14 protein-coding genes are annotated in these 15,132 nt (G+C 70.4%); 5 read left to right on the forward strand and 9 right to left on the reverse strand.

What is annotated here, in order from left to right; genetic code table 11:
* Positions 1–53: 53 nt before the first annotated feature.
* The 3 genes from AB0435_RS14335 to clpS all read right to left on the reverse strand — a co-directional run bounded on the left by AB0435_RS14335 (position 54) and on the right by clpS (position 2,801).
* Positions 54–1,556, reverse strand: coding sequence for an amino acid permease (locus AB0435_RS14335; RefSeq protein ID WP_366427111.1), 1,503 nt, complete (start codon positions 1,554–1,556; stop codon positions 54–56).
* A 340-nt stretch (positions 1,557–1,896) separates the two neighbouring features.
* Positions 1,897–2,490 (reverse strand): DUF2017 domain-containing protein, encoded by a 594-nt coding sequence (locus AB0435_RS14340; protein ID WP_366004213.1) that lies wholly within the window; start codon positions 2,488–2,490, stop codon positions 1,897–1,899.
* Entirely contained in the window at positions 2,490–2,801 is a 312-nt protein-coding gene (clpS, locus tag AB0435_RS14345) for an ATP-dependent Clp protease adapter ClpS (protein ID WP_366427112.1), read from the reverse strand. The genes AB0435_RS14340 and clpS overlap by 1 nt, the downstream gene beginning before the upstream one ends.
* Positions 2,802–2,930: 129 nt before the next feature.
* On the opposite strand from clpS, the gene AB0435_RS14350 reads away from it, so the two are divergent.
* Positions 2,931–4,259: a nicotinate phosphoribosyltransferase gene (locus tag AB0435_RS14350; RefSeq protein WP_366004215.1), complete on the forward strand. Its 1,329-nt coding sequence runs from the start codon at positions 2,931–2,933 to the stop codon at positions 4,257–4,259.
* Between the two features lie 157 nt (positions 4,260–4,416).
* Positions 4,417–5,010, forward strand: a complete 594-nt coding sequence (locus AB0435_RS14355; protein ID WP_366004216.1) for an isochorismatase family protein — start codon at positions 4,417–4,419, stop codon at positions 5,008–5,010.
* A 182-nt stretch (positions 5,011–5,192) separates the two neighbouring features.
* Here AB0435_RS14355 and AB0435_RS14360 read toward each other — a convergent pair whose 3' ends face one another.
* Together AB0435_RS14360 and AB0435_RS14365 are read right to left on the reverse strand one after the other, a co-directional pair.
* A complete protein-coding gene (locus tag AB0435_RS14360) occupies positions 5,193–5,522 on the reverse strand; it encodes a hypothetical protein (RefSeq protein WP_366004217.1) in 330 nt (109 codons plus the stop codon).
* 130 nt (positions 5,523–5,652) lie between these two features.
* Positions 5,653–8,058, reverse strand: coding sequence for an immune inhibitor A domain-containing protein (locus tag AB0435_RS14365; protein ID WP_366427113.1), 2,406 nt, complete (start codon positions 8,056–8,058; stop codon positions 5,653–5,655).
* A 315-nt stretch (positions 8,059–8,373) separates the two neighbouring features.
* Between AB0435_RS14365 and AB0435_RS14370 the strand changes: the two genes are divergently transcribed.
* On the forward strand, positions 8,374–8,661 hold the full coding sequence (locus AB0435_RS14370) for a hypothetical protein (protein ID WP_366427114.1): 288 nt from the start codon (positions 8,374–8,376) through the stop codon (positions 8,659–8,661).
* Here the strand turns inward: AB0435_RS14370 and AB0435_RS14375 are convergent.
* Positions 8,647–9,450: an RDD family protein gene (locus AB0435_RS14375; RefSeq protein ID WP_366427115.1), complete on the reverse strand. Its 804-nt coding sequence runs from the start codon at positions 9,448–9,450 to the stop codon at positions 8,647–8,649. The two genes, AB0435_RS14370 and AB0435_RS14375, sit on opposite strands and share 15 nt — an antisense overlap.
* Before the next feature lie 73 nt (positions 9,451–9,523).
* Positions 9,524–10,876, reverse strand: coding sequence for an RDD family protein (locus AB0435_RS14380; RefSeq protein WP_366004221.1), 1,353 nt, complete (start codon positions 10,874–10,876; stop codon positions 9,524–9,526).
* A gap of 358 nt (positions 10,877–11,234) precedes the next feature.
* On the opposite strand from AB0435_RS14380, the gene AB0435_RS14385 reads away from it, so the two are divergent.
* The gene (locus AB0435_RS14385) at positions 11,235–11,639 is read left to right on the forward strand and encodes an SsgA family sporulation/cell division regulator (RefSeq protein ID WP_366427116.1); all 405 of its coding nucleotides are present in this window, start codon (positions 11,235–11,237) and stop codon (positions 11,637–11,639) included.
* Positions 11,640–11,718: 79 nt separating this feature from the next.
* On the opposite strand, the gene AB0435_RS14390 is transcribed toward AB0435_RS14385, so the two are convergent.
* Both AB0435_RS14390 and hppD read right to left on the reverse strand, forming a co-directional pair.
* On the reverse strand, positions 11,719–13,086 hold the full coding sequence (locus AB0435_RS14390; RefSeq protein ID WP_366004223.1) for an FAD-linked oxidase C-terminal domain-containing protein: 1,368 nt from the start codon (positions 13,084–13,086) through the stop codon (positions 11,719–11,721).
* Between the two features lie 243 nt (positions 13,087–13,329).
* Positions 13,330–14,472 (reverse strand): 4-hydroxyphenylpyruvate dioxygenase, encoded by a 1,143-nt coding sequence (gene hppD / locus AB0435_RS14395; RefSeq protein ID WP_366427117.1) that lies wholly within the window; start codon positions 14,470–14,472, stop codon positions 13,330–13,332.
* A gap of 121 nt (positions 14,473–14,593) precedes the next feature.
* On the opposite strand from hppD, the gene AB0435_RS14400 reads away from it, so the two are divergent.
* The gene (locus AB0435_RS14400) at positions 14,594–15,073 is read left to right on the forward strand and encodes an Lrp/AsnC family transcriptional regulator (protein WP_116212028.1); all 480 of its coding nucleotides are present in this window, start codon (positions 14,594–14,596) and stop codon (positions 15,071–15,073) included.
* Positions 15,074–15,132: the final 59 nt, after the last annotated feature.

The raw sequence follows: 15,132 nt of genomic DNA on the forward strand, positions 1-15,132 counted from the left end.
CGCCCGGACCTTGGGAAGGTACGGGCGGGCCCTGGTGGTGACCAGCGGTGGTGTCAGGCCGCGTGTTCCGCCTCCGCGCGGGTGGCCGCGGCCAGCCGCGCGTAGTGCTCGGGGGACTTGCGGGCGAACGCCTCCGGGTTGCGGCGCTTGAGCGCGTAGTAGGAGACGACCATGAGCGCGGCCCAGACGGGAGCGCAGTAGAGCGAGACGCGGGAGTCCTTGTCGATGCCCATCAGCACGATCACCATGAAGATGAAGGCGAGCGCGAAGGCACTGGTCCAGGGCGCGCCCGGGGCCTTGAACTCGGACTGCGGGAGTTCGCCGCGGTCGGCCATGCGGCGGTAGCGGAGCTGGGCCACGAGGATCATGATCCAGGCCCACATGCCGGAGATGGTGGCGAAGGAGACGACGTAGGTGAACGCCTGGCCCGGCCACTGGTAGTTGATCCAGACGCCGACCAGCATCAGGGCGGCGGAGGCGGTCGTGCCGCGCAGCGGCAGGCCGTTCCTGGTCAGCTGGGAGAAGAACTTCGGGCCCTGGCCGTTGAGCGCGAGGTCGCGCAGCATGCGGCCGGTGGAGTACATCCCGGAGTTGCAGGAGGAAAGGGCGGCGGTGAGGACGACGAAGTTGACGATGCCGGCGCCCGCGGGGAGGCCGATCTTCTCGAAGGCGGCCACGAAGGGGCTGACGCCGGGCATGAACTCGGTCCACGGCACGACGGCCAGGATGATGACGAGCGCGCCGATGTAGAAGACCGCGATCCGCCACGGGACGGTGTTGATCGCCTTGGGGAGCGTCTTCTTGGGGTCCTTGGCCTCGCCCGCGGTGACGCCGACGAGCTCGACGGCGAGGAAGGCGAACATCACGATCTGCAACGTCATCAGGGTGCTCTTGATGCCGTTGGGGAAGAAGCCGTGGTGCGACCAGAGGTTGCTGAAGGTGGCGGTGTCACCGGCGTCGGAGAAGCCGAGGGTGATCACGCCGATGCCGATCAGGATCATGCCGATGATGGCGGTGACCTTGACCATGGAGAACCAGAACTCCAGCTCACCGAAGAGCTTCACGGAGATCAGGTTGGCGAAGTAGAGGACGACCGTGAAGCCGAGCGCCGAGGCCCACTGCGGGATGCTGCCCTTGGACCAGAAGTTCACATAGGTGGCGGCGGCGGTGACCTCGGTGATGCCGGTGACGACCCAGAAGAGCCAGTACGTCCAGCCGGTCACGTATCCCCAGAAGGGGCCGAGGAATTCACGTGCGTAGTCGGAGAAGGAGCCCGAGACCGGGCGGTACATGAGCAGCTCGCCGAGCGCGCGCATGATGAAGAAGATGACGAGGCCGGCTATCGCGTAGGCCAGGATCAGGCTGGGTCCGGCCTTGTGGATGGCGGTGCCCGCGCCGAGGAAGAGGCCGGTGCCGATGGCACCGCCGATGGCGATCATCTGAATCTGCCGGTTGCCCAGACCCCGCTGGTAACCCTCGGAAGCGTCCTGTCCGCTTCCGTCCTGCCGTGCGGCCTCCGCGTTGGCGGAGCGGTCCGCGACCTGCTCAGAGGTCATGGTGGTGCGCCTTTCTCCATACCGGTCCGACAATTCGGACCGGGTCCAGATCCCCCCGGATGGAGTCCTGCATGCCGACGGTCGGCCGGCGAAGCGCTCCCGCCGCGACATGGGTGGCGTCACGGAGGCAGGTCGTGAAGATTTATCACGTGGCGCAATGAGATCGTCTACCCGCGTGTGGCCTGGGCCACTTTTAAAGTAGGACAAATGTAAAAAGGCCGCTCATTGGCGGCCACTACGGTAACTCGATCGTTATCCGGAATTGAGCGTCCGCTGAGCGAACACCCAATGAAGGGTGTTCGCATTCCGGACGGAATCGTGGGGTCCGTACGGTCCCCGGTCAGGGCATCAGCGCCTCGACGAGGGTCTCCTGGAGACCCCCCAGCCAGAGGTACGCCATCACCATCGGCTTGCGGGGGTCCTCGTCCGGCAGCCGGAAGAGCTCGTCGCTGTCGTCCTCGTCCCCGATCTCCAGCCGGGTGCCGATGGCCAGCCGGAGGTCGTTGAGCGCGCCCAGCCACTGGCGGCAGTCCTCCGGCGCCAGCCGCAGCACCGCGCCACGGTCACCGCCGGCGGTCAGCGAGTCCAGCGAGCGGACGACGCCGAGGGCGTCCTCACGCTTGCGGGCACGCAGGTCGTTCTCCGTATAGCGACGGAATTCGGCCGCGTGCGCGCGCTCCCGCGGATCCTGCGCGGACCCGGGCTCACCGTACGCATCGGGGAAGAGCCGGGCGAGGGCGGGGTCGGCGGGCGGCTCGCTGGGGCCCTCCGCGAAGAGGCGGGCGAGCGGGTCCGCGTCGTCCGGGCCGTGCCCGTCACCCGGCCCGATCAGCTCCAGCAGCTGCACGGCGAGGCTGCGCAGGATGGAGATCTCGACCTCGTCGAGCGCGACGGCGGCCCCGCCGCCGGCGAGCGGCTCGAAGTGCCCGGCCATCAGCGGTCCTGCGAAAGGGTCGCCCACAGGCCGTACCCGTGCATCGCCTGCACGTCACGCTCCATCTCCTCGCGGCTCCCGCTGGAAACGGTGGCGCGGCCCTTCTGGTGGACGTCGAGCATCAGCTTGTGGGCCTTGTCCTTGGGGTATCCGAAGTAGGCCTGGAAGACATACGTCACATAACTCATAAGGTTGACAGGGTCGTTGTGAACCAACGTGACCCAGGGAACGTCGGGCTCCGCCACCGCGTAGGGCGCCTCGCCCGACTCGGGCCGTTCGATCTCAACAGGGGCAACGCTCACGCCTCCCATGCTGCCACTCGCGCCGGGCCGACGCACAAACGGGTCCCGGCAAACAGCCCCCCAAGAAATCGTCAGTCTGACGAGTATTCGCGGTAGCATCGTCGCGAAGGACAGGACGGAAATGCGAGGTAGGGCGAAGTGAACGCTGCGGACCTGGGACTGCCGGTGGCTGTGCCGTCGACGTCCCTCTTCACCGACCGTTACGAACTCACGATGCTCCAGGCCGCCCTGCGGTCCGGCACCGCGGACCGGCGCTCGGTGTTCGAGGTCTTCACCCGCAGGCTCCCCGAGGGCCGCCGCTACGGCGTCGTGGCGGGCACCGGCCGCGTCCTGGACGCCGTGGAGAACTTCCGCTTCGACCCGGACGTCCTGAAGTTCCTGGCCGACCAGCACATCGTCGACGAGCCCACGCTCGCCTGGCTGGCCGGCTTCCGCTTCCGCGGTGACATCTGGGGCTACCCCGAGGGCGAGGTCTACTTCCCGGGCTCGCCGATCATGCGGGTCGAGGGCAGCTTCGCCGAGGCGGTGCTGCTGGAGACCGTCATCCTCTCGATCCTCAACCACGACTCCGCGGTCGCCGCCGCGGCCTCCCGGATGTCGGCCGCCGCGGGCGGGCGGCCGCTGATCGAGATGGGCGCCCGGCGCACGCACGAGCTCGCGGCCGTCGCCGCCTCCCGCGCCGCCTACGTCGGCGGCTTCGCCAGCACCTCCGACCTGGCGGCAGGCTTCCGATACAACATTCCGACGGTCGGCACCAGTGCGCACGCCTTCACGCTGCTGCACGACAGCGAGCGGGACGCCTTCACCGCACAGGTCGACTCCCTCGGCGGGGGCACCACCCTCCTGGTGGACACCTTCGACGTCACCGAGGCCGTCCGGATGGCCGTGGAGATCGCGGGCCCCGAGCTGGGCGCCGTACGGATCGACTCCGGCGACCTGCTGCTGCTCGCCCACCGGGTGCGGCAGCAGCTCGACGCCCTGGGCGCCTTCGACACGAAGATCGTCGTGACCAGCGACCTGGACGAGTACGCCATCGCCTCCCTGGCCGCCGCCCCCGTGGACGCCTACGGCGTGGGCACCCAGCTGGTGACCGGCAGCGGACACCCCACCTGCTCGATGGTCTACAAACTGGTGGCCCGCGCGGACTCCGGCGACCCGGACGCCGAGCTGCGGCCCGTGGCCAAGAAGTCGATGGGCGGCAAGAGCTCCGTCGGCGGCCGCAAGTGGGCCGCCCGCCGCCTCGACGGGAACGGCGTGGCCGAGGCCGAGGTCGTGGGCACCGGCGAGGTGCCGCCGGAGCTCGCGGACCGGCAGCTGCTCGTGGAGCTCGTACGCGGCGGCGAGACCGTCGCCCGGGAGCCCCTGGACGCCGTCCGCGACCGGCACAAGGCGGCCCGGGAGGGGCTGCCCATGTCGGCCACCCAGCTCTCCCGCGGCGAGCCGGTGCTGCCCACGGAGTACGTCTGACGGGCGGGGTCCGCGGGCTGACCTGGGCGCACCGGAACCGGCGCGCGGCCCGGGTGCGCCGAGACCCCCTCCCAATACGCCACGGGAGTCACTACCCTCGGTCACAGCGACTTGATCCGCACTGTCGGCCGAGGGCCCTTCACAAAGGATCCGCACCATGCAACGTGCACTGATCATCGTCGACGTGCAGAACGACTTCTGCGAGGGCGGCAGCCTCGCGGTGGCCGGCGGGGCCGACGTGGCCGCCGCCATCACCGATCTCGTCGGTGAGGCCGCCCCGGGCTACCGTCACATCGTCGCGACGCGTGACCACCACATAGATCCCGGCGATCACTTCTCCGAGCATCCGGACTTCGAGCACTCCTGGCCGGTGCACTGCGTGGCCGGCACGGAGGGCAGCGGCTTCCACCCGAACGTCGCGCCCGTCATCGCCTCCGGCGCCATAGAGGCCGTCTTCGACAAGGGCGCCTACGCGGCGGCGTACAGCGGCTTCGAGGGCACCGACGAGAACGGCACGACGCTCGGCGACTGGCTGCGCGAGCGGGGCGTGACGGAGGTCGACGTCGTCGGCATCGCCACGGACCACTGCGTCCGCGCCACCGCCCTGGACGCCCGCGCGGAGGGCTTCGCGACGCACGTCCTGCTGGACCTGACCGCGGGCGTCTCCCCCCACACGACGGAGAAGGCCCTGGACGAGCTCCGCGCGGCGGGCGTGGAACTGAGCGGGAAGCCGGTGGTTTCTGGCGGGTGAGTGTGGGTGCGGGCCGTCGGTCGGGTGCGGCGCCGTTGCCGCCTGCGGCGGGAGTGCCCTGCGGGCACGTCCTCAATCTCCCCCAGCTACCGCTGGGAGGTGCCCCCACGGGCTGGATGTGGCTGATGTGGCCGTAATCCCGCCGGGCCGGCACAACGGTCCGCACACACGCCGAGGCCGGCTCAGGCCGCCGAGCGGCGGCGGGGGAAGAGGGTTGCTATCGGGTGCCAGGACTCCGTGTCGTCGCCCGGGTCCGCTCGCCAGACCAGGCCGTCCGGGTGGTGCAGGACCGCGGTTATCTCGTCCGGCGTGGGGGGCTCGCTGTTGCCCCTGAGGTAGACGGCCCGGAGGCCGAGGTTGCGCAGGCGGGTCAGCGCCCGCGCGCGGTTCGCCGCGTGGACCAGGACCCGGACACGTCCTCCGGGCGGTGCGCCGCCGCCCGGAGGCGTCGGCAGCGACAGGGCGACGACCACGCTGCCGCCCGGCAGCTTCATGAACCCGCCACCTGCCATCCGCGCCACCTCTCCCCCACCTGTGTCAATAAGAGCGTCACGACAGTCATCTAAACGCGATCGGCCGCCGCCCGCTAGAGGGCGACGGCCGATGCGCGTCTGACCTGCGAAAACGCCGATTACTGGCGGTTCACCGGGTGGACGGGCCCACCTGGATCGTCATCGTGGAGCCGTTCAGCGCCTCGGTGAGGATGCGGATCCTGGTGTTGGTGTCAGTAACCTGAACGCCGCCCGTCGGGTTGCTCTCGTCGTAGTACGAGCCCTTGTGGTCGTCGAAGACCGGCGTGCCGAGCTTGCCCTTGACGCGGGTGGCGACGCCGTCGTTGTGCACGGTGTAGCCCTGCGTCGGGAACCAGCTGAACGTCGAGTCGTACGCCTGGAAGCGGTTGCGCATCAGCGAGCCGTCGGCCCACTTCTCCGCCTTGGGGTGGGCGTCGACCGGCAGGATGCGGCCGGTGCCCGGGTGCAGGCCGACGTTGTTGTCGGGCTGCGAGGTGTCCCACTTCCAGATCAACAGGCCCTTCTGGTACGGGAAGTGCTCGACCCGGCCCGGCCGGGTGCTCTTCCATCCGAAGTTGTACGGGCCGGTCCTGAGGGTCTGGTCGTAGGAGACGTACTGGCGGTTCTCGGCGATGTAGTACTGCGGGTAGTCCTTGGTGAAGGACTCGCCGATGCGCGAGAAGCCGTGGGAGGTCCAGCCGTTGTCGTCGCCCTCGGCTCCGTCCGTGAAGAGGGCCGTGCCGTCGGCGGTGACGCTGATGGCGTCGGCGGTGAAGCCCTTGCCGGAGGTGCCGCCGTCGGTCTGGTAGCGGAAGCGCAGGTCGATCTTCTTGCCCGCGTAGGCGTCCAGAGGGTACGCCAGCTTCTTGTACGCGCCGGAGGTGCCGGTCAGCGCGGGCCGGTCGCCGCCGTCCCGGGTGATGGCCTTGCCGTCGGCGGTGCCGTCGAGCGGCGTCCAGTCGGCGCCGCCGTCGGTGGACACCTCGGCGTAGAGGTAATCGTAGTTGGCCTCGATGTCCCACCAGCCCGAAAGGTCCAGCCGGGCCTTGGACTTGCCGGTGAGGTCGACGCTCCGGGTCAGGGTGTTCTTCAGGTCGTCGCCCTGGCCGCCCCACCACTGCTTGGCGCCCTCGGCGGGCTTGACCACGTCGGTCCTGACCGCCTTGTCGGGCAGGTCGACGACGAGTGCCTGCTTGTCCTTGGTGTTGTACTCCGCCACGCCCAGCTTGTGCGTCGACCTCGTCGCCGCCTTCGCCTTGTCGTAGTTGAGCCAGCCGAGCTGGAGCTTGTCCCAGGCGCTCATGTCGCCGGGCAGGTCACCGATGGAGTCCTTGCCCGTGCCGAGCCAGGAGCCCGCCGACATCAACGACCAGTAGTCGACGGACGATTCGCCCTTGCCCGTGGTGTCGTACTCGTCGGGGAGGCCCAGGTCGTGGCCGTACTCGTGGGCGAAGACGCCGAGGCCGCCGTTCTCCGGCTGCATGGTGTAGTCGCCGACCCAGATGCCGGTGTCACCGATCTGGGTGCCGCCGGCCTTGTTGTCCGCCGGCCCGGTCCTGCCCGCGTCGGAGCCGTAGGCGTACCAGCGGTGGGCCCAGATGGCGTCGGTCTTCTGCGCGCCGCCGCCGGCGGACTCGTCCTCGCCGGCGTGCACGATCTGGAAGTGGTCGATGTAGCCGTCGGGCTCGTTGAAGTTGCCGTTGTGGTTGTAGTCGTTGCGGTCCCACTGGTCGTACTGCGCGAGCGTCGCCTTGATGTCGGCGTCGCTGCGGCCCGCGGCCTTCTGGTCCTCGACCCACTTGTTGACGGCGTCGCGCACCAGGTCCCAGGCGCTGGGGCAGTTGGTGGAACCGCAGTAGTTGGAGCCGTAACGGGCCTCGTTCCAGGGCACCCGCACCCAGTCCGTCACCTGGCCGTCGACCGAGTAGCGGCCCGAGGACTGCTTCTCGTAGTACTTGGCGAGGGACTCCTTCTTCTTGTCGTGCGAGAAGTAGAGGTCCTGGTAGTGCTGGCGGTCGTAGTCCTTCTGCCAGGCCGTGCTGTTGTCCTTCGCACGGTCCGGCTCGGCTATCTGATTGTGCGCCGGGCCCGGGGTGCCGCCGTACTTCTTCACGGGCGGCTTGGGGCCGTCCGGCCCGTCCGGGTCGTACATCGTGGTGTCGTCGACCTTGTCGCCGAAGTCCACCAGGATCGTGAAGATCTTGTCGGTCTTCTGCCGGGCCAGCTCGACGTACTTGCCCTTGCCCAGCTGGACGACCTGCGAGCCGCCCCGCTGCTCGGTCTTCGCGTCCCCGGCCAGCACCTTGTCCAGGGCGGCCTTGCGCTGCGCTTCGTTCTTCTTGCTGAAGGGGCCCTTGAGGTCGTGCTCGACGCCCTGCTCGGCCTGCGCCGGGTCATGGCGCTCGACGGCGGCGGGCTGGTCGGACCCTGCCGTTCCGGTCGCGTACGCCACCTGTGCCGAAAGGGTCGCCGCGCCCAGCGCGACGACCGTGGCCACGGCGGCGGATCTGACGACCCTCCGTTGGCTGATCTTCACTTGTGTCCGTCCTCCCCAGTAACAACCGTGGAGGCATTTGACCGGACAGAGACAATAAAAGACAGATCTTGACTGGGCCTTGGTGATCCAAGTAGGTTATGGGAACTTTAACTTGCGGATTTCGGACATCAACCGGCGCGCCTGTCTCACCAGTTGGACAGCCGCGTGTCCGCGTGCGCCCCCCGTGCTCCAAGACCGTGGATTAGGTCACGCTTACCAGCAGTTCCGCTCGGGCAGACAGGTCCGTAGAGCCGTTTTGGTGTACGCACCAGTCGGCTCCGGACCCCACACGTTGCCCCGAGGACGGATCCCGCCATGCCGCGTCCGACCCCCGCACAGATAGCCTATGGTTCGGCCACCGTCGTCATCTCGACCCTCGCCATGCTGCTGCTGTCGCAGACGCGAACAGGGCCCGGGATCGCGGTCATTGCCCTTGTCGCCCTCACCCTCGGACTGCTGGTCGCCGTGACCGTGCCGATCCCCCGGGCGTCCCTGCGCGCCAGGGTCCGCCGGGCCCGCGCGGCCGGGGCGGAGCGGGTGCCGGGACAGCGCGCGTCGCTGTCGGCCGAGGCCCGGATGACGGAGACCTCAGTGCGCGGTTGAGACCACCACGGTCTTGGCCGTTTTGTCGTGAATGCATTGGTGATACGGCATATCCCAGGTGCACCACAGCACATTGACCAGCCAGAAGACGAAGCCGCAGCAGGGCACGACTTCGGGCAGGGAGTAGACGGCGGCGCGCGTCCAGCCCGGTGTGCCTTCGGGGACCGCGCCGTTCTCCAGCATCGCCACCCGGATCTGCATGGCCATCTTGCCGACCGTCTGACCGCGCTTGGTCAGCATCAGCCCCTCGTAGACGAAGTAGACGACGGCGATGATGATGCCGAGGCTGGTGGACTTGCCGTTGTTGTTCGACAGGTCCCAGTCCCAGCCCCAGGTGGCCGCCGAGAAGATCGCGGTGACCGGGATGGACACGAGCAGGCCGTCGATGATCCGGGCGACGAGCCGCCGCCAGCGCTTGGCGAGCGGCGGCATGCCCGCGAGCGGGTCGGTGGCGCCGTACTGATCGCCGTACGGATTGCCGGGCCCGCCACCGGGAGCACCGGCGCCGCCGTACGGGTCACCGCCGTAGGGGCCACCGGGGTACGGGCCGCCGGAGGGCGGCACCCCGCCCGAGCTGCTGCCGTACGGACCGCCCGACGGCGGCACCCCGCCCGAGGCACTGCCGTACGGGCCGCCGCCCGGAGCACCGGCTCCCGGGCCGCCGCCGTACGGGCCACCGCCCGGGGCGGCCCCCTGGCCGGGGCCCGGGCCGCCGGGGGGCGGTGAGGCGGGCTCCTGGGGCTTCTTCAGGAACGGGTCGTCCTCTGGCGGCTCTTGGGGGGTGCTCATGCCCCGAGTAGAACCCAGCCTTCCGGCGACCGCATCCGGCCGTATGCCGTTCGAGTGCGCGGCGCGCAGGCGCTCAGCGGCTGTCGGACGCCACGAACGTACGGGCCGCCTTGTCGTGCCAGCACTGCCGCCAGGGCCGGTCGAAGAGGCACCACAGGACATTGAGCACACCGACCGCCAGGACACCGAGCACGCCGTAGACCAGCCAGCGCCGCAGGGCCTGCCCGAAGGAGGGCGTGTCGTGCGACTCGATGCCGAGCACGCGCACCCCGCACAGCTTCTTGCCCGCCGTGCGGCCCCACTTGGCGGTCGGCAACGCCTCGTAGACCAGCCCGGCCAGCAGCAGGACGCCCAGCACGATGCCCAGATACGGGCCGGTGGTGCCGTCGAGCAGCCAGACCGTCACGGTCTGGCCGGACTGCTTGGCCTGCCGCACCTTGGCGTCGATGTGGTCGGCGGACTTGTTCCACAGCGGCACGGCCACGGCACCCACGACGGCGCCCAGCACGGCCGAGTCGACGAGGCGCGCCAGGAGGCGGCGGCCGAGGGAGGCGGGCCTGCCCTGCTGCTCCTGCGCGGCCCGCAGGAACGGGTCGTCCTTGGGCGGCTTCCAGGGCGCGGGAGCGTCGCCGCCGCGCGGCTCCGCGCGCTCCTGGGACCGCGGGCGGGCGGCGGGCCGCTGCTGCGCCAGCTGGTGCACCTGCTGCGCCCAGCCTCCGGCGGCGGGGCGTTCGGCCGCCGGGGCGGGCAGCGCCTGCCGCTCGGGGACGGCGGGCAGCACGGGCGTCTCCTGCGCGGGGCGCGTGTCCTTGAGGGCCTCCTGGGCGCGCGGCGGCGCCTCCTGGGCGCCCGGGCCGGGCCAGGGCCGCGGCGCGGGTGAGGAGACGGGCTGCGGGCTCGCGGACGCGCGCAGCTGGATCGTCCCGCCGGGCCGGGCGCCCGCTCCCGTGGCGGGCGGGGCCTCGCTCCGCGCGGGCGGCTCCGGCTCACGGGTCTCCCGGCCCGCGGGGAGGCGGGGGTCCCGGGCGCCGGGGATCACCGGGCCGCCGGCGGCGTCCCAGGGGGCGCGGCCGCCACGGCCGCCGTCGCCGGTGCGCGGATCCGCCGCTTCCGCACGGGCCTCCCGCAGGGCGGGCTCCTCGTCGAGGAACATCGGCCCGGTCTCCTCCGGCAGCGGCCCGCCCGCGGGCGGGGCCTCCGTGCGCCGCGGGGTGGGCGGCACCGGCGCGGCGAGCGCGGGGGCGGCCGCGGTGGCGAAGCCGGCGGGCGGCGCCGGCAGCGGCTCGCCCTCGGCGGGCGCGGGCCGGCTCGTGCCGGGCACCCAGGCGACGCCGCTCCAGTACCGGATGTAGCCAGGAATGGACGGGTCCGGGTAGAAGCCTTCCACAGGGCTGCTGTCGGCGGATCCTGAGGTAGGAGCGCTCATGGTGTCCGATGTCCCGTATCTGCTCGGCCGTACTGGGTGTCGTGTCGTGGGCGGGCGGCTGGCGAACCCTCAGTCTGCCGCACGCGCGTCACGTCCTGTGCGCTGCTCCGGTACCTCGTGACCTCTATGCACAAAAGGCAACCCGGGACGCTCCAGACAGGTCTACCAGACGGCTCTCTCCTCTGCGGCCGTCCCGCGGGCGGGACCACTCACACGTGCGACCGGTGGGCGCGAAGAGTCCTGGAATCGACGAGGCGAAGTCGCGTAATGGTGTGGGGGTCGACGCGCTCTATCCGGTGCGGGCCCGTTCGCGAAGGGCCACGCACCGAGGGAACGCAGAGCAGAGAGGGCGCACTTCATGCACACCGTGGTGGAACGAGAGCTGAACATCGACCTGGTGCTGTCGCCGGACCGCACCGTTCCGGTGCCCTGTCGGCTGAGTTACCGCACGGCCGATCCGTACGCCGTCAACATCACCTTCCACGTCACCTCGTCCTCCCCGGTGAGCTGGACCTTCGCGCGCGAGCTGCTGATGGAGGGTCTCTTCCGCCCGGCGGGGCACGGGGACGTACGGGTGTGGCCGACCGTGGCCGAGGGGCGGAGCGTCGTGTGCATGGCGCTGTCGTCACCGGACGGCGACGCGCTGCTGGAGGCGCCCGCGCGGCCGGTCACGGGCTGGCTGGAGCGGACGCTCCGCGCGGTGGCCCCGGGCTCCGAGGACGTCCCGCTGGACGAGGCCCTGCGGGAGATCCTGGGAGCGTGAGGGCGGAGGCTCCGGGGGCGAAGCCCCCGGAAACGGACGTCTGCCCTAGGAATGAAGTGGGCGCCCTCCGGGGCGAACGTCAGAGGACCTTGCCCGGATTCAGCAGCCCCAGCGGGTCGAGGACCGCCTTGATGCCGCGCTGCACCTCCATCGCCACCGGGCCGAGCTCCCGCGCCAGCCACTCCCGCTTGAGGACGCCCACCCCGTGCTCCCCGGTGATCGTGCCGCCGAGCGAGAGGCCGAGCGCCATGATCTCGTCGAAGGACTCCCGCGCGCGCCGCGTCTCGTCCTCGTCGGCGGGGTCGAAGCAGACGACGGGGTGGGTGTTGCCGTCGCCGGCGTGGGCGCAGACGGCGATGGTGAGGCCGTATTTCTCGGCGATGGCCGCCGTGCCATCGAGCATCGCGGCGAGCCGCGAGCGGGGTACGCACACGTCGTCGATCATCGTGGCGGCCTTCAGCGCCTCCAGGGCGGGCAGGGTGAGCCGCCGTGCCTGGAGCAGCAGTTCGGACTCGGCCGGGGTGTCGGCGGGCACGACCTCCGTCGCCCCGGCGGCGGTGCACAGCCCGGCGACGGCGGCCAGGTCGGGCGCGGGGTCGGGGGTGTCGAAGGCGGCGAGGAGCAGGGCCTCCGTGCTCTCGGGCAGCCCCATGTGAGCCAGCGCGTTGACGGCGCGGAGCGAGGTGCGGTCCATCAGCTCCAGGAGGGAGGGCGCGTGCCCGCGCGCCATGATCTCGCGGACGGCGTCGCAGGCGGCCGCGGTGGAGGGGAACTCGGCGGCGAGCACGAGCTGCTGGGGCGGCGCGGGCTTGAGCGCGAGGACCGCCCGGACGACCACGCCGAGGCTGCCCTCCGAGCCGACGAAGAGACGGGTGAGGTCGTAGCCCGCGACACCCTTGGCCGTGCGGCGTCCGGTGGTCAGCAGGCGCCCGTCGGCGAGGACGACGTCGAGGCCGAGGACGTACTCGGCGGTCACCCCGTACTTGACGCAGCAGAGGCCGCCGGAGGCGGTGCCGATGTTGCCGCCGATGGTGCACTGTTCCCAACTGGAGGGATCCGGCGGGTAGTAGAGGCCGTGTTCGGCGACGGCGCGGGAGAGCACGGCGTTGACGACGCCGGGTTCGACGACGGCGATCCGCTCGACCTGGTCGATCTCCAGGATGCTGTCCATCTTCACGAGCGACAGCACGATGCAGCCGTCACTGGCGTTGGCCGCGCCGGAGAGCCCGGTGCGGGCTCCTTGCGGGACGACGGGGACGCGGTGCGCTGTCGCGGTGCGCATGACGTGCTGGACGTGTTCCACGGTGCGGGGCAGTACGACGACGGCCGGGCGGCCGGCTTCGCAGAAGCTCGCCATGTCGTTGGCGTAGGTGCGGGTGATGTCGGGGTCGGTGATGACCTCTTCCGCGGGGAGCGATGTGCGCAGTGCGCCGATCAGTTCGTCCATAGCGGGTTTGTTCCCCAGCCCCGCCCCTTCCCGAAACCGGGGAGGCCCCGGGCCCCGCAACACGCTGCGCGCGCTGTCCTCAAACGCCGGACGGGCTGGATTCGCGGTTAGGGTCCGCAGGATCCAGCCCGTTGGGGGTCCCCCCGGACGGAGTCTGGGGGAGTTTGAGGACCGGGGTCCGGGGCGGAGCCCCGGGAGGCGCGGCCCGCTACGGGGCAACGAACACCTGGTACCCCGAACCGGTCAGAGGTTGCCCCTCTTCTCCTGCTCCCTCTCGATCGCCTCGAAGAGGGCCTTGAAGTTGCCCTTGCCGAAGCCCATCGAGCCGTGGCGCTCGATCATCTCGAAGAAGACCGTCGGGCGGTCCTGCACCGGCTTGGTGAAGATCTGGAGCAGGTAGCCGTCCTCGTCGCGGTCGACGAGGATCTTCAGCTCGCGCAGGGTCTCGACGGGGACGCGGGTCTCGCCCGCCCAGTCGCCGAGGGTGTCGTAGTAGGAGTCGGGCGTGTCCAGGAACTGGACTCCGCCCGCCCGCATGGCCCGTACGGTCGCGACGATGTCGTTCGTGGCGAGCGCGATGTGCTGTACGCCGGGGCCGCCGTAGAACTCCAGGTACTCGTCGATCTGCGACTTCTTCTTGGCGATCGCGGGCTCGTTGAGCGGGAACTTCACCTTGCGGGTGCCGTCCGCGACGACCTTCGACATGAGCGCGGAGTATTCGGTGGCGATGTCGTCGCCCACGAACTCCTTCATGTTGGTGAAGCCCATGACGTTGTTGTAGAACGCCACCCACTCGTCCATCTTGCCGAGTTCGACGTTGCCGACGCAGTGGTCGATGGCCTGGAAGCGGCGTGCGCCGGGCTCCACGACCGGCTCGGCGGTCTCGAAGCCGGGGAGGTAGGGGCCGGTGTAGCCGGAGCGGTCGACCAGGGTGTGGACGGTCTTGCCGTAGGTGGCGATCGTGGCGAGGACGACCGTGCCGTGCTCGTCCGTCAGCTCGTACGGCTCCTTGACGCCCGTGGCGCCGTGTTCGACGGCGTAGGCGTACGCGGCGCGCGCGTCGGGCACCTCGATGGCCAGGTCCACGACGCCGTCGCCGTGCTCGGCGACGTGCTCGGCGAGGAAGCGGCCGCGGTCGGTGGTGGCCTTGATGACGGAGGTGAGGACGAAGCGGGCGCTGCCGGACTCCAGCACGTAACTCGCGGTCTCGCGGCTGCCGTTCTCCGGTCCGGAGTAGGCGACGCGCTTCATGCCGAAGGCGGTGGAGTAGTAGTGCGCGGCCTGCTTGGCGTTGCCGACGGCGAAGACCACCGCGTCCATGCCCTTGACCGGGAAGGGGTCGGCCTGCCGAGCGGTGTGAAGGGTGTGATCCGTGGTCTGTGTCATGGCCGCAGGTTCCCGCCGATCCACAAGGTGCGCAATAGTTCGCGTATTCACTGGGCAGACTGCATAGCGTAAGGGCGGTAACGCCGGGCGATCTGTACACGATGACCACAGGGAGGCGACCATGGCGATCGATCGTTTGGACGGCAGGCTCATCGAGCTGCTCGCCGAGGAACCGCGCATCGGGGTGCTGGAAGCCTCTCGCCGCCTGGGAGTCGCCCGCGGTACGGTGCAAGCGAGGCTCGACCGCTTGCAGGCACAGGGGGTGATCCGGGGGTTCGGGCCCGACGTGGACCCGGCGGCGCTCGGGTATCCCGTCACCGCCTTCGCGACTCTGGAGATCAAGCAGGGGCAGGGCGCGGACGTGCGGACCCACCTGGCGACGGTTCCCGAGGTGCTGGAACTCCACACCACGACCGGCCACGGCGACATGCTCTGCCGCCTGGTCGCACGCTCGAACGCCGACCTCCAGCGTGTGATCGACCGGGTTGTGGGTTTTGATGGCATTGTCCGGGCTTCCACGGCGATCGTGATGGAGAACGCGGTTCCCCTGCGGATCATCCCCCTGGTGAAACAGGCGTCGGAGGACCCGTACCGGCCCTGACGCGGCTTTTCGGCGACGACTCTCCCGGCGACGGCGCACGGCGATGGCGAGGAGTGAGC

It is taken from the genome of Streptomyces sp. NPDC051173, assembly GCF_040689515.1.
Classification (GTDB): Bacteria; Actinomycetota; Actinomycetes; order Streptomycetales; family Streptomycetaceae; genus Streptomyces.

What these genes read in the sequence shown, in the direction of transcription:
- AB0435_RS14335 (WP_366427111.1), bottom strand. Translation starts at nt 1,556, where the DNA reads ATGACCTCTGAGCAGGTCGCGGACCGCTCCGCCAACGCGGAGGCCGCA.
- AB0435_RS14340 (WP_366004213.1), bottom strand. Translation starts at nt 2,490, where the DNA reads ATGGCCGGGCACTTCGAGCCGCTCGCCGGCGGCGGGGCCGCCGTCGCG.
- clpS (WP_366427112.1), bottom strand. Translation starts at nt 2,801, where the DNA reads ATGGGAGGCGTGAGCGTTGCCCCTGTTGAGATCGAACGGCCCGAGTCG.
- AB0435_RS14355 (WP_366004216.1), top strand. Translation starts at nt 4,417, where the DNA reads ATGCAACGTGCACTGATCATCGTCGACGTGCAGAACGACTTCTGCGAG.
- AB0435_RS14360 (WP_366004217.1), bottom strand. Translation starts at nt 5,522, where the DNA reads ATGGCAGGTGGCGGGTTCATGAAGCTGCCGGGCGGCAGCGTGGTCGTC.
- AB0435_RS14370 (WP_366427114.1), top strand. Translation starts at nt 8,374, where the DNA reads ATGCCGCGTCCGACCCCCGCACAGATAGCCTATGGTTCGGCCACCGTC.
- AB0435_RS14375 (WP_366427115.1), bottom strand. Translation starts at nt 9,450, where the DNA reads ATGAGCACCCCCCAAGAGCCGCCAGAGGACGACCCGTTCCTGAAGAAG.
- AB0435_RS14380 (WP_366004221.1), bottom strand. Translation starts at nt 10,876, where the DNA reads ATGAGCGCTCCTACCTCAGGATCCGCCGACAGCAGCCCTGTGGAAGGC.
- AB0435_RS14385 (WP_366427116.1), top strand. Translation starts at nt 11,235, where the DNA reads ATGCACACCGTGGTGGAACGAGAGCTGAACATCGACCTGGTGCTGTCG.
- AB0435_RS14390 (WP_366004223.1), bottom strand. Translation starts at nt 13,086, where the DNA reads ATGGACGAACTGATCGGCGCACTGCGCACATCGCTCCCCGCGGAAGAG.
- hppD (WP_366427117.1), bottom strand. Translation starts at nt 14,472, where the DNA reads ATGACACAGACCACGGATCACACCCTTCACACCGCTCGGCAGGCCGAC.
- AB0435_RS14400 (WP_116212028.1), top strand. Translation starts at nt 14,594, where the DNA reads ATGGCGATCGATCGTTTGGACGGCAGGCTCATCGAGCTGCTCGCCGAG.